This window comes from Bacillus sp. ISL-77 (genome assembly GCF_018613105.1).
The window spans coordinates 45,565-65,756 of sequence record NZ_JAGGQY010000007.1 but is presented as its reverse complement, the minus strand read 5'-3'; the positions used below and the strand labels follow the sequence as shown (position 1 = coordinate 65,756).

Annotated in this window: 22 protein-coding genes; 2 read left to right on the top strand and 20 right to left on the bottom strand. The window is 44.5% G+C overall.

Features of this window, described 5'->3' with window-relative positions; genetic code table 11:
* The first annotated feature begins 153 nt into the window (after positions 1–153).
* A complete protein-coding gene (locus J7E77_RS02150; RefSeq protein ID WP_214712028.1) occupies positions 154–324 on the top strand; it encodes a CsbD family protein in 171 nt (56 codons plus the stop codon).
* Between the two features lie 88 nt (positions 325–412).
* Complete coding sequence (locus J7E77_RS02145; RefSeq protein ID WP_214712027.1) at positions 413–982, top strand: general stress protein; 570 nt, start codon at positions 413–415, stop codon at positions 980–982.
* Between the two features lie 113 nt (positions 983–1,095).
* On the opposite strand, the gene nuoN is transcribed toward J7E77_RS02145, so the two are convergent.
* The 20 genes from nuoN to J7E77_RS02045 all read right to left on the bottom strand — a co-directional run bounded on the left by nuoN (position 1,096) and on the right by J7E77_RS02045 (position 20,192).
* Complete coding sequence (nuoN, locus tag J7E77_RS02140) at positions 1,096–2,607, bottom strand: NADH-quinone oxidoreductase subunit NuoN (RefSeq protein ID WP_214712026.1); 1,512 nt, start codon at positions 2,605–2,607, stop codon at positions 1,096–1,098.
* A 6-nt stretch (positions 2,608–2,613) separates the two neighbouring features.
* Entirely contained in the window at positions 2,614–4,125 is a 1,512-nt protein-coding gene (locus J7E77_RS02135; protein WP_214712025.1) for an NADH-quinone oxidoreductase subunit M, read from the bottom strand.
* Positions 4,122–5,993 carry an NADH-quinone oxidoreductase subunit L gene (gene nuoL / locus J7E77_RS02130; protein ID WP_214712024.1) on the bottom strand — a complete coding sequence of 624 codons (1,872 nt, stop codon included), beginning with the start codon at positions 5,991–5,993 and terminating at the stop codon, positions 4,122–4,124. The genes J7E77_RS02135 and nuoL overlap by 4 nt, the downstream gene beginning before the upstream one ends.
* Before the next feature lie 206 nt (positions 5,994–6,199).
* Positions 6,200–6,514 (bottom strand): NADH-quinone oxidoreductase subunit NuoK, encoded by a 315-nt coding sequence (gene nuoK / locus J7E77_RS02125; protein ID WP_098932392.1) that lies wholly within the window; start codon positions 6,512–6,514, stop codon positions 6,200–6,202.
* A complete protein-coding gene (locus tag J7E77_RS02120; protein ID WP_088090190.1) occupies positions 6,511–7,029 on the bottom strand; it encodes an NADH-quinone oxidoreductase subunit J in 519 nt (172 codons plus the stop codon). Before J7E77_RS02120 ends, nuoK begins: the two co-directional genes overlap by 4 nt.
* Positions 7,026–7,445 carry an NADH-quinone oxidoreductase subunit NuoI gene (nuoI, locus tag J7E77_RS02115; protein WP_098932391.1) on the bottom strand — a complete coding sequence of 140 codons (420 nt, stop codon included), beginning with the start codon at positions 7,443–7,445 and terminating at the stop codon, positions 7,026–7,028. The genes J7E77_RS02120 and nuoI overlap by 4 nt, the downstream gene beginning before the upstream one ends.
* Positions 7,446–7,673: 228 nt before the next feature.
* Positions 7,674–8,678, bottom strand: a complete 1,005-nt coding sequence (gene nuoH, locus J7E77_RS02110) for an NADH-quinone oxidoreductase subunit NuoH (RefSeq protein ID WP_088090192.1) — start codon at positions 8,676–8,678, stop codon at positions 7,674–7,676.
* On the bottom strand, positions 8,678–9,778 hold the full coding sequence (locus J7E77_RS02105) for an NADH-quinone oxidoreductase subunit D (RefSeq protein ID WP_088090193.1): 1,101 nt from the start codon (positions 9,776–9,778) through the stop codon (positions 8,678–8,680). Before J7E77_RS02105 ends, nuoH begins: the two co-directional genes overlap by 1 nt.
* Positions 9,779–9,781: 3 nt before the next feature.
* Positions 9,782–11,020: an NADH-quinone oxidoreductase subunit C gene (locus tag J7E77_RS02100; RefSeq protein ID WP_214712023.1), complete on the bottom strand. Its 1,239-nt coding sequence runs from the start codon at positions 11,018–11,020 to the stop codon at positions 9,782–9,784.
* Positions 11,021–11,023: 3 nt separating this feature from the next.
* Entirely contained in the window at positions 11,024–11,536 is a 513-nt protein-coding gene (locus tag J7E77_RS02095; RefSeq protein WP_088090195.1) for a NuoB/complex I 20 kDa subunit family protein, read from the bottom strand.
* A complete protein-coding gene (locus J7E77_RS02090) occupies positions 11,527–11,901 on the bottom strand; it encodes an NADH-quinone oxidoreductase subunit A (protein ID WP_168241277.1) in 375 nt (124 codons plus the stop codon). Before J7E77_RS02090 ends, J7E77_RS02095 begins: the two co-directional genes overlap by 10 nt.
* Positions 11,902–13,102: 1,201 nt before the next feature.
* Complete coding sequence (locus J7E77_RS02085) at positions 13,103–13,510, bottom strand: F0F1 ATP synthase subunit epsilon (RefSeq protein ID WP_214712021.1); 408 nt, start codon at positions 13,508–13,510, stop codon at positions 13,103–13,105.
* 21 nt (positions 13,511–13,531) lie between these two features.
* The gene (gene atpD / locus J7E77_RS02080; RefSeq protein WP_214712019.1) at positions 13,532–14,953 is read right to left on the bottom strand and encodes a F0F1 ATP synthase subunit beta; all 1,422 of its coding nucleotides are present in this window, start codon (positions 14,951–14,953) and stop codon (positions 13,532–13,534) included.
* A gap of 180 nt (positions 14,954–15,133) precedes the next feature.
* Positions 15,134–15,991, bottom strand: a complete 858-nt coding sequence (atpG, locus tag J7E77_RS02075; RefSeq protein WP_214712017.1) for an ATP synthase F1 subunit gamma — start codon at positions 15,989–15,991, stop codon at positions 15,134–15,136.
* A gap of 94 nt (positions 15,992–16,085) precedes the next feature.
* On the bottom strand, positions 16,086–17,594 hold the full coding sequence (atpA, locus tag J7E77_RS02070; protein WP_214712015.1) for a F0F1 ATP synthase subunit alpha: 1,509 nt from the start codon (positions 17,592–17,594) through the stop codon (positions 16,086–16,088).
* A 25-nt stretch (positions 17,595–17,619) separates the two neighbouring features.
* Entirely contained in the window at positions 17,620–18,156 is a 537-nt protein-coding gene (locus J7E77_RS02065; RefSeq protein ID WP_214712013.1) for a F0F1 ATP synthase subunit delta, read from the bottom strand.
* The gene (gene atpF / locus J7E77_RS02060) at positions 18,153–18,683 is read right to left on the bottom strand and encodes a F0F1 ATP synthase subunit B (RefSeq protein WP_098932386.1); all 531 of its coding nucleotides are present in this window, start codon (positions 18,681–18,683) and stop codon (positions 18,153–18,155) included. The genes J7E77_RS02065 and atpF overlap by 4 nt, the downstream gene beginning before the upstream one ends.
* 99 nt (positions 18,684–18,782) lie before the next feature.
* Entirely contained in the window at positions 18,783–18,995 is a 213-nt protein-coding gene (atpE, locus tag J7E77_RS02055; protein ID WP_348982654.1) for a F0F1 ATP synthase subunit C, read from the bottom strand.
* An 86-nt stretch (positions 18,996–19,081) separates the two neighbouring features.
* Positions 19,082–19,795 (bottom strand): F0F1 ATP synthase subunit A, encoded by a 714-nt coding sequence (atpB, locus tag J7E77_RS02050; protein ID WP_214712012.1) that lies wholly within the window; start codon positions 19,793–19,795, stop codon positions 19,082–19,084.
* 22 nt (positions 19,796–19,817) lie between these two features.
* Positions 19,818–20,192, bottom strand: coding sequence for an ATP synthase subunit I (locus tag J7E77_RS02045; RefSeq protein ID WP_088090205.1), 375 nt, complete (start codon positions 20,190–20,192; stop codon positions 19,818–19,820).

Sequence of the window (20,192 nt, the reverse complement as noted above, 5' to 3'; positions counted from 1 at the left end):
TTATCCAGTGGGAATATAACCAATATGCAAACGAAAGGGGCTGAAAGGTATGAGTTTAATAGCAGATCAAGATAATGGTATTAGCGATGGTGAAAAGAAAGATGAACTAGATAATAAAAATCCATAAGCACAAATACAAGGAGGCTAAACAATATGAATAAGGATAAATTGTCAGGTAATGTAGATCAAGTAAAAGGAGAAGCTAAAGAACAATGGGGTCATTTAACAGATGATGATTCAAAGGTAGTAGAAGGAAAAATGGATAAAGCAAAAGGCAAAGTAAAAGAAGGCGTTGGAGAAGTGAAGGATAAACTATCAAGATAGTAAACATTCACAGTGGCAACCTATTAATGATATTACTATATTCATTTTTTATAAAACATCCAAATTTTAAATAAGAGGAGGAGTAAAAATGAACAAACATGAAAAAAACATTGTAGGTGTTTATCAATCCGAACAAGAGGCCATTGCCGCAATTGAGGATCTTGTAAAATGGGGATACGATAAGTCAGAAATCAGTGTAATCGGTAAAGATCACAATCACGTTGATTACGTTACCGAAGAAACAGGCACTGCAGTCGAAGATACCGCAGCAACAGGCGCGATTACAGGTGGGGCACTCGGTGGCGCAACAGGATTATTAGCTGGACTTGGCGCTCTTGCCATACCCGGTATTGGCCCGATTGTCGCCGCAGGTCCAATCGCTGCAAGTATAATGGGCGCTTTAACCGGTGCAGGTGTAGGTGGATTAACTGGAGCACTTATCGGACTTGGAATTCCAGACGATGACGCCAAGTATTATGGGGAGTCCGTTGAAGAAGGTAAGATCTTAGTCCTGGTTAAGAAAAGAGAAGACTCTGCCCATAATATGATCGACAGTGAAGAAGAGATTCCTTTAGACGTGGAACCAACACCTGATCATGAGGAAGACCGATTCAAATCAATTAGAAATCGAAACCCTGCCTTGAGTAACAAAAATTAAATAAATAATAGATACAAAAAAAGAAGAGGTTCCCCAACCTCTTCTTCTTCATATAAAACCCCTTTAAATTAACCGGCCGCCTTCCCCCAAGCAGCCTAACCCTCCCTTAACAACTAGCTGAAAAAGTCTGCTAAGATATCAAGATTATTTTGCATAAAATCTAAAGCGATATTCGGCATCACACCAAACAGTACTGAACCAACCACAGCAACAATCAAGACCACAATAATTCCGAATGGAAGATTGAACTTGCTGTCATCGCTTGCCGGACGGAAGAACATTTGCGTCATCACGCCGAAATAGTAGAAATACGAAACGACCGTCGTCGCAATCATAATCGACGCAAGCACATAATGCGGCGTACCATAAAATGCCCCGATAAAGATGTTTAATTTTCCAATGAAACCAGCTGTCCCCGGGAAACCTGCCAACGAAACAAGCAGTAAGCCCATCACGACTGCAAGCACCGGCGAGCGGCGATACAATCCAGCAAAATCAGCAATCTCCGTTGAGCCTGTTTTTTCGCTAACCACCTGGATGACCGCAAACGCGCCAAGGTTCATGAACAAGTAAGCGAGTAAGTAGAACCAGATCGAATAAAACATATTCGAGCTGAGCGACGTTAACGCCACTAAAATATAACCGGCATGAGCGATACTTGAGTAAGCAAACATTCGTTTTATGTTCGACTGCTTCAAAGCAATAAAGTTACCAATAATCATGGTCGCCCCAGCGATAAAGGCGATGTAGTCCTGCATCTCTAACAAAATCGGCATTTGTGGATTTCCAACCGATGCAGCCGAACCAAATACCGTTAACAAAATGCGGAGTACAATCACAAAGCCCGCTGTCTTCGAAACCACACTTAGAAAAGCAGTAACCGGCGTTGGCGCCCCTTGGTAAACGTCAGGTGCCCACATATGGAACGGAGCCGCACCCAGTTTAAAGGCTAATCCAACAAAAACCATCAAAAATGCCAAGGTTAACAAGTAAGCTTGCTGGCCACCCGTAACCGTGGACAACCGGCCGGCAATGTCGAGCAAGTTGGTTGAGCCTGTTAAGCCATAGATATAGCTCATCCCAAACAACGTAATCGCAGTCGAAATTCCGCCATTGATGACGTACTTCATCGCTGATTCGTTAGACTCTAAATGATACTTGCGGATCCCCGCTAAAATATAAGAAGAAACAGTTAACAATTCCAAGCCGATAAACAGCGTAATTAGATCGCCGCTGGATGTCATAATCATCGCACCGAGCAAGGCCGATAAGAACAAATAATAAAACTCGCCGCGATATTCTTCCAAGCCGTCTTTCGGCTCATAGCTGACGGCCAAGAACATGACCAGACCTGCACCTGCAAGCAGCAATAATTTAAAGGCCATCGCGAAACTATCTAAGCGGAACGAATTCTCCAAAATGGACGTCACTGGTCCGCCGACCATGCCAAGCACAGAAACGATCGCAGCAAAAATGGCCGCAATCCCGATCCAGCCGAGAATTTTTCGATCCATATTTTTCGGCATAAATAAATCTAAAAGTGTAAGAAGTGCTGATACACCAAGGATGATGAACTCTGGCGTCATGGCACTCCAATTAAATTGCTGCAAGGTCTCAAGACTCATCCTTCATCACCCTCCTATCCCTAGCATGATTGTTTCAAGTGTAGTTTTTAATGGCGCGCTGAGGACACTTGGGAAAACACCAATTACAACGATTAACAACATCAAAATAACCACTGGCACAAATTCCACACCTTTAAGATCAAGGACGCCAGTAAATTCACGATGCGACTGGCCGTACGTGATTCCTAACACAGCGCGAAGCAAGTAAGCCGCCGTCATGATAATCCCGATCGTACCAACTGCGGCAATCCACGGCATTTCTTTGAAAAGACCGAGGAACGCCATAAACTCACTCACAAATCCAGACATCCCTGGCAATCCAAGCGACGCCATCCCTGCGGCCAACAAAAAGCCCGCAGCAATCGGCATGCCCTTCGCCATTCCGCCAAGATTCTCAATCAGCGATGTATCGGTGCGTTCATAAAGGATGCCCACCAAGAAGAACAACAGCGCGGAAATCAATCCGTGCGAAATCACTTGGAAAATCGCCCCCTGAACCCCAGCCTCATTCATCGCCGCAAGTCCGATTAACACAATACCCATATGAGAAATGGATGAATAAGCCAAAACCATTTTAAAATCTGTTTGAATGAACGCTAGAAACGCCCCATAAAGGAGATTAATCACTCCAAGGACAGCAATCAGCGTCGCAAGTGTTTGAAACTGCTCGGGAAAAATCCCCATCCCAAAACGAATTAATCCGTACGCACCGATCTTCAGGAGAATCCCTGAGTGGATCATAACAACAGATGGCGGCGCTTGAACGTGTACCTTCAGCATCCAGCTGTGTAATGGGAAAATCGGTAATTTTACACCAAACGCAATCAATAAAGCAATGAACAAGCCAAGCTTTAAGTCGCCAGACAGCGGCGCGTTTGGATCGGCCACCATTTGGACCAGGGTATCAATATTCGTCGTGCCTGTTTTTGCAAACAGAATCATGATGACGATAAGCAGTACAGCTGACCCTAAGCCGTTATAAATTAAGAAGCTGTAAGCTGCCTTTTCTTTTTCAAAATAACCCCATTTTCCGATTAAGAAGAAGGTCGGGATTAAGGTGACTTCAAAGAAGATGAAGAACAGAATTAAGTTTTCAGCGGTAAACACGCCGAGCATTCCGATTTCTAACAGAAGGAAGAGCATGAAATAGCCTTTCCATTCCTTTTTCACAAACTTTGCCGCCGCAATCGCTGACAGCGTCGCTACGACCGCTGTGAGGACGACCAGCAAGAGTTGAAAACCGCTCAAGGCAAGTTCATAATACACCGAGAAAACTGGCTCTTCGACGCCGGCTATGCCGCGGAATTGAATCCACGGGACAGATACGGTAAAATCCGCCAAATCCTTGCCAAATTGATAATGAAGATAGGCAGCCAGTGCCAACAGTAAGGCCGGCAGTGTGGCTAGAAAGCCAACCGCTTTAATCGCTTTTTCTTCCGTTTTAGGCATAAAAGCCAAAACGACGATACCTAGTAAAGGGGAGAATACTAGGATTGAAAGAACAGATGTTAAATTCATCGTAGGTACCCCCCAGTTAATGCAAAGATGACAACGAGGACCGCTAGCCCAATAAAGGCGACCGCGCCGTAAGTTTGAACCTGTCCGGTTTGCAGCTTCGAACCTGCTGCCCCAAGACCTTGGACAATCCCAACTACACCCTTGACGAGTCCGCCAACAAGGAAGACATCAATGAAACGTAAGAAGTAGCTGAGTCCTTTAGTAAACGCGACGACAGTCAGTTGATAGAACTCGTCGACGTAATATTTGTTCGTTAAAATCGTGTGTAATGTATCCCCTGTGCCGCTTAACCAGTTGCGGGCCACAGACCGCTTGCTGTACATCAAGTATGCAAGGTAAATTCCCGCTAAGGAAACAACCGTTGCAGCAATCATGATCCAGCTTGGACCTTCGACGTGCCCATGGTGCGCGAGCGCTTCGTTGCCATCAACAAGCCAGTCGCCAAGGAACGTTCCAAACCAAGGTGTATTGACATAACCAGCAACAATCGCCAGCACACCGAGGAGAATCATCGGGTAAGTCATGTTCACTGGTGATTCGTGCACATGCTTTTGTTCTCCGCGTGCTTCACCGGTAAATACCATGAAGAACAAGCGGAACATATAGAAAGCTGTCATAAATGCGGCCGCAAGAGCGAGTAAGAAGAGGATTGGATGTCCGCCTTCCCAGGCCGCAACTAAAATTTCATCTTTGGAGAAGAATCCGGAAAGCCCTGGGACACCGCTGATCGCGAGTGTTCCGATTAAGAATAGCGGTCCGGTTAGTTTGAGCTTTTTCCAAAGTCCGCCCATTTCCTCGATGTTCTGTGTATGTACCGCATGAATGACGGAGCCGGCTGCTAAGAATAATAGCGCCTTGAAGAATGCGTGTGTCATCAGGTGGAATACCCCAGCAACATATCCGGCAGACCCTAAGGCAAGCATCATGTAACCAAGCTGTGAGACCGTTGAATACGCGAGTACACGTTTGATATCGGTTTGCACAAGACCAATGCTTGCCGCAAATATCGCGGTAAACGCGCCAATCACGGCGATCGTAAGGAGCGCTGTTTTGCTCGCTGCGAACAGTGGAAATAGTGCCGCTACCAAATAAACACCGGCAGCAACCATCGTCGCCGCGTGGATTAAGGCCGAAACAGGCGTCGGACCTTCCATCGCATCCGGAAGCCAGGTGTGAAGCGGGAACTGACCCGACTTACCAACCGCCCCGATGAAAATAAGAATGGCAGTTAAGGTAATCATGGTGCCTGACACCGCACCGGCATCTACAGCAGCGAAAATTTCACTATATTCAAAGCTTTTGGTTTCCCAGAATAGCAGAATCATGCCGATAAATAAGCCTACGTCCCCGATCCGGGTCATAATGAACGCTTTTTTCGCGGCCGCCTTCGCTTCGTCCTTGTAAAAATAAAAACCGATTAATAGGAAGGAACCGACACCGACAAGCTCCCAGAAAATATAGGTTTGCAGTAAGTTTGGTGAAATCACCAGACCAAGCATTGCAAACGTAAAGAGTCCTAAATAGGCATAGAATACTGGAAACCGCTCGTCCCCTTGCATATAACCTTTGGAGTAGGTATGTACTAAGAAACTTACGAGCGATACGATAAACAGCATTAATGCATTTAATTGATTCACTTCAAAGCCCGCTGTTAGATGCATATCTCCTATCGTGAGCCAGTCAAATTTCGTAACATAGGTTGGCTCAGAAAAGCGCTCGAATAATACCAAAATCGAGTAGACAAGCGATGCCAATGTGAGCAGAATCCCCACATACGCACTCGCCTCATTCAGTCGCTTCCCGAAAAGAAGAAGGATCAAAAACGATAATAGCGGGAAAAGCGGTATGAGCCATGCATTCTCCATCATTATCACTATCCCCTTAGACACGGGCGGTGGCTATCACCACCCGAGTTTTGTCGAAAGTTATTTTTATCTGGTGCCTGACACCCTTCGTGGACAAATCCGCATAAATGTCCGCGTACAGTGGACAACTCAACACAAAGTTGCAGTGTCCGTCCAGGGTGGACAAAATGGCGAAGTGTCTTTTCGTGGTGCCTGACACCCAATTTTTTTTAGTTTTTCATTGTGTCCATTTCGTCGATGTTGACGGTCTTTTTGGCGCGGTAAAGTGAGATTAAGATGGCTAGACCGACAGCTGCTTCGGCTGCTGCGACGCTGATCGCGAACAGGGCGAAGATTTGGCCGGTAATGGACGGCGCCATTCCATATTTGCTGAAGGTTACGAGATTAATATTGACCGCATTCAGCATTAATTCAATCGAAATCAGGACAATAACGGTGTTCCTTTTGGTGAGCGCACCGTATAAACCGATGCAAAACAAGATCAGTGCAAGTGCCAGGAAGGCTGAAGCGGGAACAGAACTCATTGGTCGTCCGCCTCCTTCTTCTCATTTTTAGCTAAGATAATCGAACCGACAAGGGCGACAAGTAGTAAAACAGACGTTAACTCAAACGGAATGATGTATTTTGAGTAAAGTGCTTTACCGATTTGCATCGTGTTGTTTTCATGCAAGGTGGTCGGAACCTGTTCGATATTGAAATTGTAAATGCCAAGGTAAACAGCAAATGCAAAGCCGAGAATCCCTAAGAAGACGAGGATTTTTCTCCATTTGCCTGTTTGTGGTTCATGTTCATCATTATGCTTTGTTAACATGATTCCAAACAGCATGATGATGGTAATCGCACCTGAATAGATTAAGATTTGCACAGCTGCCACAAATTCGGCTGACAGCAGCACGTAAATTCCAGCAATTGCGACAAAGGTGAAGATCAGTGAAACGACCATATGAACCACCTTGGTAAGGTTTAAAAGAAGCACACCGCCGATAATGGCGACAAGTGCGAGCCCCATAAAAGCGAGGAATTCGCCTGAAAAGGTCATGGTTTATTCACCTGCCGTATGTTTTCATCGTTTTCATCTAACCATTCTAGGTTTTTAAATAACATGTCACGGCTGTATTCAGCGAGCTCGAAGTTATTGGTCATGATAATCGCTTCGGTCGGGCATACCTCCGTACATAAGTCACAAAGGATGCAAATTTCAAAGTTAATATCATAGGTATCAATGATTTTCCCTTTTTTCGTTGGGTCCGGATGCTTTTTACCCGTTAAATTAATACAATCCGTCGGACAGATGTTCATACACTGATTACAAACAATACACTTTTCCGGATAAAACTTTTGAATACCGCGGAACCGGTCTGGCAGTGGAAGCGGCTTGTTTGGATAATCATACGTAACCTTTTCTTTGGTCAAGTTTTTTAGGGTATATTTCAAGCCTTTTACTAATCCAAGCACGTTTTTCACCCCTTTTACATTTTAAAGATGGTTTTTGGTGTCAGGCACCATGTGAAGGCTGTAACTTTGAACTTCGATAACTGTCTAGCTCCATCGCCCAGCATCTAGTGTACTTCGCTCTTCTCCCTACGATAAGTCAACATCGGATCGCTAACGCTCTCCGTGTTTCCTATATCTCAGTCGAAGCGCTCCAGTCCATACGATGCTAAACGGGCGATTCCGCTTTTCTTAGAAAAATAACGATTTTACTAATGCTGTTAAGAATATGTTTGCTAGTGCGATTGGCAATAGTACTTTCCAGCCAAATTCCATGAGTTTGTCGGCGCGGAAACGTGGTAGTGTTGCCCGCAGCCAGATGTAGACAAAGACGACGACGCTGAATTTAAGTGCGAACCAGACGGCGCCTGGGATGAAGTCCAGGAAGCTAATTGGTGCCAGCCATCCGCCAAGGAAGACGACGGTAATGAGTGCGGACATTGCGAATAAGTACACATATTCAGCGAGCATAAAGAAGGCCCAGCGGAATCCGGAATATTCTACATGGTATCCAGCGACTAGTTCGTTTTCCGATTCCGGCAGGTCGAATGGTGTCCGGTTTAATTCGGCGATTGATGCAATGAAAAAGACGATGAAGCCGATTGGCTGTAAGAGTACAAACCAGCCATGTTTTTGTGCCTCAACGATATCATTTAGGTTTAAACTTCCTGATAAAAGGATGACACCTAGGACGGACATGACTAACGGGATTTCGTAGGAAATCATTTGGGCTGATGCACGCATTCCTCCTAAGAGGGCATACTTGTTATTTGATGCCCAGCCGCCAAGGAGCATGCCAAAGGTGGTTAATCCGCTAACGGCAATATAATAGAGTAATCCGACACCGATGTCAGCAAATTGAAAGGCGTCTGTGAACGGCATTGTCGCCAGGACCATAAAGGATGGCGCGAAGGCGATGACTGGTGCAATGATAAATAATGGCTTGTCGGCTGCTTTTGGAATGATGTCCTCTTTTAGTAACAGCTTGAGGACGTCTGCGACGGTTTGTAATAGTCCCCATTTACCGCCGACCTGGTTTGGACCATGGCGCAGCTGCATGTAGCCTAAGACTTTCCGCTCTGCTAAAATTCCGTAGGTAACAAATCCTAATACAATTAAAAGCAAGACAGCGCCGAGTAAAAAGAAAATTCCAAAGTTAGCCCACCCCGGACTTGACTGGAGCAATTCTTCTATCATTAGCCGTCAACCTCCCCAAGGACAATATCAACTGCCCCTAAAATAGCAATCATGTTTGCAATATTTTCACCCTTTAATAGTTTCGGGAGAATTTGCAGGTTATAGAAGGATGGTCTTCTAAACTTTAAGCGGTACGGTTCTTTTTTGCCGTCGCTGTAAATATAGCAGCCAATCTCTCCGCGCGGTGATTCAATGCGGACGAAGGCTTCGCCTTTAGGTGCCTTAATGATTTTCGGCACTTTCGCCATAATGGGACCTTCACCAGGGAATTGTTCCACGGCTTGTTCCAGGATTTTCAAGGATTCTTCAATCTCCGCAAGACGCAAATGGTAGCGAGCTAAGCAATCGCCGTCCTCTGAGGTTGGTACATCAAAGGTAAAACGGTTGTAAACGGAGTAAGGCTCATCTTTACGAAGATCCCATTTCACGCCTGTACTGCGCAGGTTTGGTCCGCTCAGTGAATATTGGAGTGCCTCTTCTTTTGTATATTTGCCGACGCCTTTGACCCGGTCGAGGAAGATTTCATTTCCGGACACAAGATCGTGATAGCCTTTCAGCTGGCCGCGCAAGTATGGTACAAAGCTGCCTACTTTTTCAATCCAGCCTTCAGGTGCATCCCACTTCACACCGCCAACGCGCATATAGTTGAAGGTCAAGCGTGCCCCCGATAATTCGTTGAGCATATTGATAATCATTTCGCGGTCACGGAAGGCGTAGATAAACGGACTTGTTGCACCTAAGTCAAGGATATACGTACCCCAGGCGACAAGGTGGCTGGCAATCCGGTTCAATTCCATCGCAATCACGCGTAAGAAATCAGCTCGTTCAGGAATTTCAATCCCCATCATTGTCTCGACGGCATGACAGAGGATATAGTTATTGGTCATCGAGGACAAATAGTCCATTCGGTCGGTGTAAGGAATAATCTGCGTATATTGCAGGTCTTCTGCTAATTTTTCTGTCCCGCGGTGTAAGTACCCGATGACAGGTTTCGCTTCGGTAATGATTTCCCCATCAATTTTAACAACCAGCCGGAAAACTCCGTGCGTACTTGGATGCTGAGGACCGACGTTTAATATCATTTCTTCTGTTCTGATCATTGGTTACACCTCCACGTCGTACGGCTCGTAATCTTTTCGCAGTGGATGGCCAACCCATTCTTCGCCTAGCAAGATGCGCCGTAAGTCTGGATGTCCTGGAAACTTGATTCCTAGTAAATCATAGGCTTCACATTCAGGCCATTCTGCGCCTGCCCAAAGTGGCTGCAAGGACTCGATTGTTGGTTCGCTGCGGTCAATCTTCACTTTTAGGGCGACGGACTGACGGTTTTTGTATGAGTACAAGTGAACATAAACTTCCATATGTGTTTCAAAGTCTGTCCCATGAAGCTCTGATAAATAATCGAACCCTAAGAGCTCGTTGTATTTTAAAAATTGAGCTACTTTGTAATATGTATCACGCTTCGCCACAAGGGTTGGAACGTCCTTAGATAGTTTATTAATATAAGAATCTTCTAAAACATCTGAACCCAGATGTTCGGTAATCACCTTCACATACTTATCGAGGTATGGCTGGTTTGGTGATGGCTTCGTTTCGGCTGCTGGAGCCGCTGTAGCATCCGCTTTTCCGCCCGCTGCCGCTTTCGCCTTGGCTGCTGCCGCTGCTTTGGCCTTTGCTTTCGCTGCTGCAATCGCTTTAGCTTTTTCGTCATCGCCGCCTGCTGGTGCGACTGAGTCGGTTCCTGCTTCTGCTCCTGCCGCTTTGGCTTTCGCCGCTGCCGCTGCCTTTGCTTTTGCTGCCGCCACTGCTTTCGCCTTGGCCGCTGCTGCCGCTTTTGCCTTAGCATCGTCTCCGGCTGGGGCGTTATCGCCTGCCTCGGATTCAGCTGCTGGGGCTGCTCCGCCAGCTAGTTCCATCGCTATTTTCTTCGCTGCGGCCGCCGCTTTCGCTTTCGCTACCGCTGCTGCCTTTTTCTTTGCTAAATCGTCACTGTCGTCTGAAGCAGAAGTTTCAGTCACTGGTGCTGGTGTTTCAACTGGCGCAGATTCCTCGGCTGGGGCTGGAGTGCCAGCAAGCTCCATCGCTTTTCGCTTTGCCGCTGCTGCCGCCTTCGCTTTCGCTACCGCCGCCGCCTTTTTCTTCGCTAGATCATCGCCGTCATTTGCCGGTGCTGGTTCTGGCTCTGGTGCTTCGGCCTTAACTGGTTCCGACGGTTTTTCCTCCTGCTTCGGAGTTGGTGATGCTTCCCCTGCGGCCTTCGCCGCCCGTTTCGCCGCCGCTGCCGCTTTCGCCTTTTCAACGGCTTCCTTTTTTAACTGATCAAGATCTTTATCCCCACTCATCGGTTAGATCACCTTCTTCCCAGTCTTCGCTTCATAGCGAATCTTTTCCTTTAATTTATTGATTCCATAAATTAAAGCGGCTGGGTTTGGAGGGCATCCAGGTATGTACACATCGACAGGAACGATTTGATCGACTCCCTTAACGACGGAATAAGACTTTACATACGGCCCACCTGCTGTCGCACAAGAACCCATCGCAATGACCCATTTTGGTTCAGGCATTTGGTCATATAATCTTCGTAAAATTGGTGCCATCTTCTTCGTCACCGTTCCAGACACAATCATACAATCCGACTGGCGTGGTGACGTACGGAAAAAGGAACCCGAACGATCCAAATCATAATTCGCTCCGCCTACACCCATCATCTCAATCGCACAACAAGCCAGACCAAATGTCACCGGGTAGATCGAACTGCTTCGAGCCCAAGCTTTAATTTGCTCTAGCGTAGTCATAAATACATTTCGCTGTAACTCGGCCATTTCTTGTTGTGAAATGCCATCTAGTTTTAATTCCATCGTAGCACCTTCTTTTTCCAGGCATACACAAGGCCAATTAATAACATAATAACGAAAATCAACATCTCGATTAGTGCAAAAATCCCCAGTTTATCATAGGCCACCGCCCATGGATATAAAAACACGGTTTCTACATCAAAAATAACAAACATCAGGGCAAAAATATAATAGCGGACATTGAACTGTACACGGGAATCGTGAAAAGGCTCAATACCGCTCTCATATGTGGTATACTTCGCTTCGCTCGGTTTATGCGGACGCAGAAGCTTACCTAAATATAAAGCCACCACAGGCAGCAGCACCCCAAGACATAGAAACGCAAAGACGATCAGATAATTATTCTGATATACATTTAGAAGTTCCATATCTATCCCCTCCAATGTTGTAAATTTTCATACTAATGAATATTGTAACCGAATTCATTATAGCACTGTTACAAACCCATGTCGACAAACCAAATTCATAAAAATTGGAATTCTATCCGCCTCGAAATTCCTGATTAAAAGGCTCTTGAGAGCTCGCTCTCAAAAGAGACTTTCAATCAGGAATTTTGCAAGCTTCAGCGATAGCTGAAGCGCAGGATGCGCTAGCATCCGGCGGGTAGAATTACAATTTACACCTGAACTAAGTCGTCGACATGAAGTCCCTTCCCCTGAGCGTTTGCGTGATCTCGCAGAAACACATCCTGAATTACCTCAGAGATGACGCAAGAGCGAACCCGCCACACCAGATATAGACGGACATGTTTTAGTGCACGTGATCTGGAGCGTTAGCGGAAGATGACGTGCATAAAGGGTTCGCAAGAACCCAATAACCTACCTAATAATTCGACAACAACCCCTATTTAACAACAAAATGTGTACAATGTCAGTGAGTTTTGTCATTAAAAATTCACCGAATATCTCTTTTTTTAAACAAACTTATATTTTTCTAAAAAAGTAATAATCTAACCAAACAAAGCTCAATCTCACATTATTTAAACATGTCCCTATACAATCATATTCATACTTCAACTTTTCATGCTATTTTCCGAATCAAGTCTTAGCTCCCGCTAAAAATCAGTCGTAAGACTGGCTCACCTAACTAATTTCCCACTATTATAGAAATAACTCTCCCTCATTACCCTTTCCAAATACCTCTTTCAATAAAACCTCATATTTACTGTCCTCTCCCCCAATAAGCCCTCAAACCAACCAAAAAAGCCAGTCGCAAGACTGGCTAGGTATCTAATTTACTCAAATAATAGAACGAGGTGCTCCCTCTTTGGCTTTTCTAGATACCTCTTTTAATAAATCCTCATATTTACTGTCCACTTTTCCTAATTTACTGTCGACTTTTATTAATTTACTGTCCACCTTCCTACATATACTGTCCACTCCCCCAATAAACCCTCAACCAACCCAAAAAGCCAGTCGCAAGACTGGCTAGGTAACTTTCTTCCCATCATGAATATGCTAATATCCCCCTCCCTCCACACCACAACCATAAATACAAACACCCAAAAACCACAAAAAACCCCTCCAGCAGCATTTAGCCGCCAGAGGGGTTTTACTTTTTCCAAAAAAACTACATTCTTCGTTCCGATACGCCGAGGCGATTGATGGCACGCTGCAAGGCAAGCTCAGCACGTCTGAAATCGGTATGCTCGACTTGATGGTCTCTCAGACGCTGTTCCGCGCGTTCCTTCGCTCTTATGGCACGTTCAACATCAATTTCAGACGCAACTTCCGCTGATTGGGCTAAGATAGTCACCTGATCAGGACGGACCTCTAAAATTCCACCGCTGACCGCGATAAATTCCGTTTTTCCGTCTTTTTTAAGACGTACGGAAGTAATTTCGAGCGGAGCCACCAACGGCATGTGGCCTGGGGAAATCCCCAAATCACCACTTGTTGCCTTGGTACTTACCATTTCCACATCTGAATCAAACACCAGGCCATCGGGAGTAACAATACTGACTCGAATCGTCTTCATTTTTTACCCTCCAGGCTCTGTTTAGACCTCTACACCCATGCGTTTCGCGCTCTCAATAACATCCTCAATACGGCCAACGAGACGGAAAGCATCTTCTGGAAGGTGGTCATACTTACCTTCAAGAATCTCTTTGAAACCACGAACAGTTTCCTTAACAGGTACATAAGAACCTGGCTGGCCAGTAAACTGTTCAGCAACATGGAAGTTTTGAGATAAGAACACTTGAATACGACGCGCACGTTGTACCGTTAACTTATCATCATCACTTAGTTCATCCATACCAAGGATCGCGATAATATCTTGTAACTCTTTATAACGTTGTAATGTTGATTGTACTTGGCGGGCTACATTATAGTGCTCCTCACCAACAATATCAGGTGACAATGCACGTGATGTTGAAGCCAAAGGATCCACCGCTGGGTAAATACCCATCTCAGAAAGCTTACGCTCAAGGTTTGTTGTTGCATCTAAGTGAGCGAAAGTAGTAGCCGGAGCCGGATCCGTATAGTCATCGGCTGGTACATAAATCGCTTGGATCGATGTTACAGATCCTAGGTTTGTAGACGTAATACGCTCTTGTAATTTACCCATCTCAGTAGCAAGAGTTGGCTGGTAACCTACCGCTGATGGCATACGGCCAAGTAGCGCGGAAACCTCAGAACCTGCTTGCGTGAAACGGAAAATGTTATCCATGAAGAAAAGAACGTCTTGTCCTTGCTCATCACGGAAATACTCAGACATTGTCAAACCTGTTAAAGCAACACGCATACGTGCGCCAGGCGGCTCGTTCATTTGTCCAAATACCATCGCAGTTTTCTTGATAACGCCTGAATCAGTCATCTCGTGGTAAAGGTCATTACCTTCACGAGTACGCTCACCAACACCGGCGAATACCGAAATACCACCGTGCTCTTGAGCGATGTTATTGATCAATTCCTGGATTAATACGGTTTTACCTACACCCGCACCACCGAAAAGACCGATTTTTCCACCTTTAATATATGGTGCAAGAAGGTCTACTACCTTAATACCAGTTTCAAGAATTTCAACTTCAGTAGAAAGGTTTTCAAATGTTGGTGCTTCGCGGTGAATCGAATCACGGCGCTCACTTGCTGGAATCTCAGCCGCAAGGTCAATCGTTTCACCCAATACGTTAAATACACGACCAAGTGTTACATCACCAACAGGTACAGAAATCGGATTACCAGTATCTTCAACTTCTATTCCACGAGTTAAACCATCTGTGGTAGACATCGCGATCGTACGAACTGTATCATCACCTAAATGAAGAGCTACTTCAAGGGTAATGTTGATATCAACTTCGGATGCATTACTCGCTTTACTTGAAATTTTCAACGCATTATAAATCGCAGGCAGATGACCGCTTTCGAACTTAACGTCAACTACCGGACCCATAATCTGAAGAACGCGTCCTTTGCTCATCGTTTTCCCTCCTTACTTACTCTCTCGCAGAAACCACCACAAGCATTTTTATGAAAATGAACTCATTGTGGTCACGCGTCTTGTTCTATAATGAACAAAATGAGTGGGAACGGACATAGCGTTCCCTGCTCAAAATCTAGTCAAACCCGCTACATCGGGTTCATTTTTAAAATAAAGGTTTTATTCAAGCGCTGCCGCACCGCCAACGATTTCCGTGATTTCTTGGGTGATCGCTGCTTGACGGGCACGGTTGAAAACTAGTGTATAGTGATTAATTAGTTCTTTAGCATTATCAGTTGCATTTCTCATTGCCGTCATCCGAGCAGCATGCTCACTCGCTTTGCTGTCTAAGAGTGCTCCGTAGATCAAACTTTCAGCATATTGAGGCAGGAGAACTTCTAATATTTCTTCAGCAGACGGCTCAAATTCATAGGAAATGAGTTTGTTTGAAGTGGCTAAGTCCGATAACGGAAGGAGCTTCTTCTCCTGTACTTCCTGTGAAATGGCACTTACATAATGACTGTAATAGACATATAATTCATCGAAAGTTCCATCGGTAAACATTCCAACCGTTGCTCGGGTAGTGTCTTGAATGTCAGCAAAGTTAGGCTGAGCTGGGATCCCAATCGATTCAAGGACCACATTCATGCCGCGTTTGACAAAAAAGTCACGTGCCATTCTTCCGATTGCAATGATCGCGAATTCATCATTCGATTTATGACGGCTTTGGATTGTTTGAAAAACATGACGGAGAACGTTGCTGTTAAAACCGCCAGCAAGTCCGCTGTCAGAAGTCATAACAATATAACCGGTTTTCTTAACAGGTCGACTGGTCAGCATGGGATGATTTACTCCGCCTGAGCCAATTGCAATCGATGCCGTTACTTCTTGGATTTTTTCCATATAAGGTACAAATGCTTTCGCATTTACGACGGCACGATTCCACTTTGCAGCAGAGGTCATTTCCATTGCTTTTGTTATTTGGCTCGTCTTTTTAGTTGAATTGATACGAGTTTTTATCTCACGTAATGAAGCCATAGGTTCTCACCACCCTTTTTCAAAGAATGTCTGGTTGGGCGTGCGGCCCGCCTTACGGGTGCCGCCCGCTCACCGTTCTAAATGTCAGACCCTATTATTCGGAAACTGCAAACGTCTTTTTGAAGGCGTTGATTGCAGAAGCCATATCGTCATCAGAAGGAAGGTCCTTCGTTTTTGTAATATGGTCTAACAACTCTTTGCGGTTGTGGTCTAACCAATTAAGGTATTCTGATTCAAAACGACGGACATCCTCTAATGGAATATCATCAAGGAAACCGCGTGTTAATGCGTAAAGGATTGCAACTTGCTTCTCAACTGATAGTGGCTTGTGAAGATCTTGTTTCAGAACTTCAACCGTACGTGCACCACGATTAAGTTTTGCTTGAGTCGCTTTATCTAAGTCTGATCCAAACTGAGCAAATGCTTCTAATTCACGGTAAGAGGCAAGGTCAAGACGTAGGGTACCAGATACCTTTTTCATCGCCTTGATTTGTGCAGATCCACCTACACGTGATACGGAAAGACCCGCGTTGATCGCCGGACGAACACCGGAGAAGAATAAGTCAGATTGTAAGAAAATTTGTCCATCAGTAATTGAAATAACGTTTGTTGGGATATACGCTGAAACGTCCCCTGCTTGCGTTTCAATGAACGGAAGCGCAGTGATCGAACCAGCACCAAGTGTATCGTTTATTTTTGCGGCACGCTCTAGTAAGCGGCTGTGCAAGTAGAAAACATCCCCTGGATAGGCTTCCCGACCTGGAGGACGACGAAGCAGCAAGGAAAGCTCACGGTAGGCAGCTGCTTGTTTAGAAAGATCATCATATACAATCAATACGTGTTTGCCAGCATACATAAACTCTTCAGCCATTGAAACACCAGTATATGGAGCTAAATATAGCAACGGAGCAGGTTGTGATGCAGAAGCAGTAACAACGATTGAGTATTCTAACGCGCCGTATTTACGTAGTGTTTCAACTGCGTTACGAACGGTTGATTCCTTTTGACCGATCGCAACATAGATACAAACCATGTTTTGACCTTTTTGATTGATAATCGTATCGATCGCAACAGATGTTTTACCTGTTTGACGGTCACCGATGACTAACTCACGTTGACCACGTCCGATTGGCACAAGGGCGTCAATCGCTTTAATACCTGTTTGTAATGGCTCATGAACGGATTTACGAGCCATAACGCCTGGAGCAACTGCCTCAACTGGGCGTGTTTTTGTTGTATTGATTGGCCCCATACCATCAACTGGTTGTCCAAGCGAGTTTACCACGCGTCCGATCAATTCCTCACCAACTGGAACCTCCATGATGCGTCCTGTACGGCGAACCTCGTCACCTTCCTTGATTTCAGTGTAAGGTCCGAGAATGATAATACCAACGTTATTTGCTTCAAGGTTTTGTGCCATACCCATAACGCCGTTTGAAAATTCAACAAGTTCTCCAGCCATGACATTGTCGAGGCCATGAACACGTGCGATACCGTCACCGATTGAGATAACTGTACCAACATCAGTTACTTGAATTTCCGCCTGATAGTTTTCAATTTGCTTTTTTATCAGGGCACTAATTTCTTCAGCTTTGATGCTCATGAGTTTCACCCCTAATCTTTCGAATCTAGCTTAACAATTTACGTTCTAAACGATCGAGTTTTCCTCTTAATGACCCGTCATATATACGATTTCCAATGCGAAGGCGGATACCGCCAAGCAGGTTGGAATCTACGATATTTTCAATTTTTAGGGACTTTTTGCCCACTTTTGCTGCAAATACAGATGAGATTGCTTCGCGTTCCGCATCCGTTAATTCACGGGTGCTGTAAACTTGCGCCTCGGCAATGCCCATCTCATCATTTGCCAGCTCTAAAAATTCATTTGCCACGTCAACGATTTGGTCTTCACGGTGGCGGTCGATTAAGATCAACATTGTATTTAATACATTTACATTTACTGTTGCGAAAGATGACTTAATGATTTCTTTTTTCTCTTCAATTGAAAGCTTAGAAGAATTTAAGATATTTTTTAATTCAGGATTGTATTGTACAACTTCCTTCACTACACGAAGTTCTTCTTCAATAACTCCGAGCGCTTGAGTTTCTTTCGCAATTTGGAAAAGAGCCAACGCGTAGCGTTTTGCTACCATTGAGTTACTCATCGCTCTTCTCCTGCCTCTTTAATATATTCGTTAATGAGCTGCTCCTGATCTGCTGCAGTTAATTCTTTTTCAATTACTTTAGAAGCAATTAATACAGATAGTGAGGCAACTTGTTCGCGAATAGCGGCAACAGCTTTTTCTTTTTGCTGCTCAATTTCAAGCTTTGCTGCTTCTTTGACGCGTTCAGCTTCTGTACGAGATGCCGCAACGATTTCTTCACGTTGAAGTTCACCTTGCTTTTTGGCATTTTCGATTAAGTTTTGCGCATCATTACGTGCTTCTTTTAAAAGATTTCTTTGTTCTTGTAAAATCTTTTCTGCTTCTAAACGGCTGTTTTCTGCCGCACTAATTTCACTACCAATATGCTCTTCACGCGTCTTCATAATACCCATTAATGGACCCCATGCAAACTTTTTGAGCAAGGCTAACAATACAAGAAAAACGATAAGCTGGAAGAAAATATCCCCAGTATTAATGTGGCCGCCGCCTTCAGCAGCAGTGGCTAATACTAAACTGTTTGTTAACACCCTCGGTTCACTCCTTTCAAGAGTTGCTTAACGATAGCAAAAACACATAAATGAATGGCGAGGATTTGTTGATCATCGCCATCTTGAATTTTCCTACTATTATCGGTTTAATACCATGAACGCGATAACTACACCGATAATCGGTAATGCTTCTACTAACGCAACCCCGATAAACATAGTTGTTTGAAGCAAACCACGATGTTCAGGTTGACGAGCGATACCTTCTACTGTACGACCTACGATAAGACCGTTACCAATACCTGCACCTACTGCTGCTAAACCGATTGCGATTGCTGCTGCTAAAACACCAATTGATCCTGTCATTACTTTTTTCCTCCTTAAATGTATAAAACATCAATTAATTTTTTATTTTGTTCATGAAAATGAACGGTGTATTATTAATGGTCGTGACTCACTTTATGAGCCAAGTAAACCATTGTTAACATTGTGAAAATATAAGCTTGAATCGTACCAACGAATACAGAGAACCCTTGCCATACCAATGTTAGCGGGATAGCCGCAATCGTACCAGCAATTCCTTGATGTGCCAGGCCTGTTGCTAATAGTGATAGAAGCAACTCACCAGCGTAAATGTTACCATATAGACGCAGACCAAGAGTCAGCGTATTGGCAAATTCCTCAATGATCTTCAATGGGAATAAGAATTTCATTGGGCTGAAGAAACCTTCTGCATAGCCTTTTACACCTTTTAGCTTGACACCATAATAATGGGATAGTGCCAAAACCATAACTGCTAGTGTTAAAGTGATGATTGGATCGGCCGTTGGTGATTTCCACCAAAGCTTTTCATCAACCACAATCGCAAATGGAAGACCTAACATATTGGATACAAAAATATACATAATTAATGTAATTCCAAGGATGTGGAACCTTCCGCCTTCTTTCCAATCCATCGTGCTGTTGATGACCCCTTTAACAAAGTCCATCACCCATTCAAAAAAGTTTTGCATCCCTGTAGGTTTCATTGCCAGCTTTCGTGTAGAAAGAATGGCTATTAGGAAAACAATTAGACTTGCTACTGTGATCATCAGCATATTTGCGCCGTTAAACCAAAGGCCCATAAATTTAAACTCTGGAACCTCATGATGCATGTAAACTCACCTCGCTTCCGCTTCATTTATGTACATGCAATGCATGGTAAAAATAATCTATCATAATGACAATATAGGATGTCATTAATCCTATCACTAAACTAATCATATCGAATTGCTCTGGGTATCTTAATGCGATTAACGCAGCAATTCCCGCCACAGCCATCCTCGAGAGCGACCCTAAGGACTTGGGTTTTTTGCCCTCTGTTACCTTTTTATCAAAGCTCTCCGTCTTTCTAACTAGTATCCAAAGATTCAAATAACTAAAGCATGTCCCAAGAATCAGCCCTAGAAATATGGTTTGGTACGAGGTGAAGCCCCAGCCTAGAACATAAATGGACAACAAGTAAAAAATCCATTTGCGCTGCCTGTTGAACATTACTCTGAAATCTGGCAT

Excerpts from the sequence above, each read along its gene's own strand:
- J7E77_RS02095 (WP_088090195.1), bottom strand. The coding sequence starts at position 11,536 with ATGGAATTAAAACTAGATGGCATTTCACAACAAGAAATGGCCGAGTTA.
- atpA (WP_214712015.1), bottom strand. The coding sequence starts at position 17,594 with ATGAGCATCAAAGCTGAAGAAATTAGTGCCCTGATAAAAAAGCAAATT.
- J7E77_RS02120 (WP_088090190.1), bottom strand. The coding sequence starts at position 7,029 with ATGACCTTTTCAGGCGAATTCCTCGCTTTTATGGGGCTCGCACTTGTC.
- nuoN (WP_214712026.1), bottom strand. The coding sequence starts at position 2,607 with ATGAGTCTTGAGACCTTGCAGCAATTTAATTGGAGTGCCATGACGCCA.
- nuoH (WP_088090192.1), bottom strand. The coding sequence starts at position 8,678 with ATGATAGAAGAATTGCTCCAGTCAAGTCCGGGGTGGGCTAACTTTGGA.
- atpG (WP_214712017.1), bottom strand. The coding sequence starts at position 15,991 with ATGGCTTCATTACGTGAGATAAAAACTCGTATCAATTCAACTAAAAAG.
- J7E77_RS02145 (WP_214712027.1), top strand. The coding sequence starts at position 413 with ATGAACAAACATGAAAAAAACATTGTAGGTGTTTATCAATCCGAACAA.
- J7E77_RS02065 (WP_214712013.1), bottom strand. The coding sequence starts at position 18,156 with ATGAGTAACTCAATGGTAGCAAAACGCTACGCGTTGGCTCTTTTCCAA.
- atpD (WP_214712019.1), bottom strand. The coding sequence starts at position 14,953 with ATGAGCAAAGGACGCGTTCTTCAGATTATGGGTCCGGTAGTTGACGTT.
- J7E77_RS02090 (WP_168241277.1), bottom strand. The coding sequence starts at position 11,901 with ATGGAACTTCTAAATGTATATCAGAATAATTATCTGATCGTCTTTGCG.
- nuoL (WP_214712024.1), bottom strand. The coding sequence starts at position 5,993 with ATGATGGAGAATGCATGGCTCATACCGCTTTTCCCGCTATTATCGTTT.
- J7E77_RS02150 (WP_214712028.1), top strand. The coding sequence starts at position 154 with ATGAATAAGGATAAATTGTCAGGTAATGTAGATCAAGTAAAAGGAGAA.
- J7E77_RS02085 (WP_214712021.1), bottom strand. The coding sequence starts at position 13,510 with ATGAAGACGATTCGAGTCAGTATTGTTACTCCCGATGGCCTGGTGTTT.
- nuoK (WP_098932392.1), bottom strand. The coding sequence starts at position 6,514 with ATGAGTTCTGTTCCCGCTTCAGCCTTCCTGGCACTTGCACTGATCTTG.
- J7E77_RS02105 (WP_088090193.1), bottom strand. The coding sequence starts at position 9,778 with ATGATCAGAACAGAAGAAATGATATTAAACGTCGGTCCTCAGCATCCA.
- J7E77_RS02135 (WP_214712025.1), bottom strand. The coding sequence starts at position 4,125 with ATGAATTTAACATCTGTTCTTTCAATCCTAGTATTCTCCCCTTTACTA.
- J7E77_RS02045 (WP_088090205.1), bottom strand. The coding sequence starts at position 20,192 with ATGCCAGATTTCAGAGTAATGTTCAACAGGCAGCGCAAATGGATTTTT.
- atpB (WP_214712012.1), bottom strand. The coding sequence starts at position 19,795 with ATGCATCATGAGGTTCCAGAGTTTAAATTTATGGGCCTTTGGTTTAAC.
- J7E77_RS02100 (WP_214712023.1), bottom strand. The coding sequence starts at position 11,020 with ATGAGTGGGGATAAAGATCTTGATCAGTTAAAAAAGGAAGCCGTTGAA.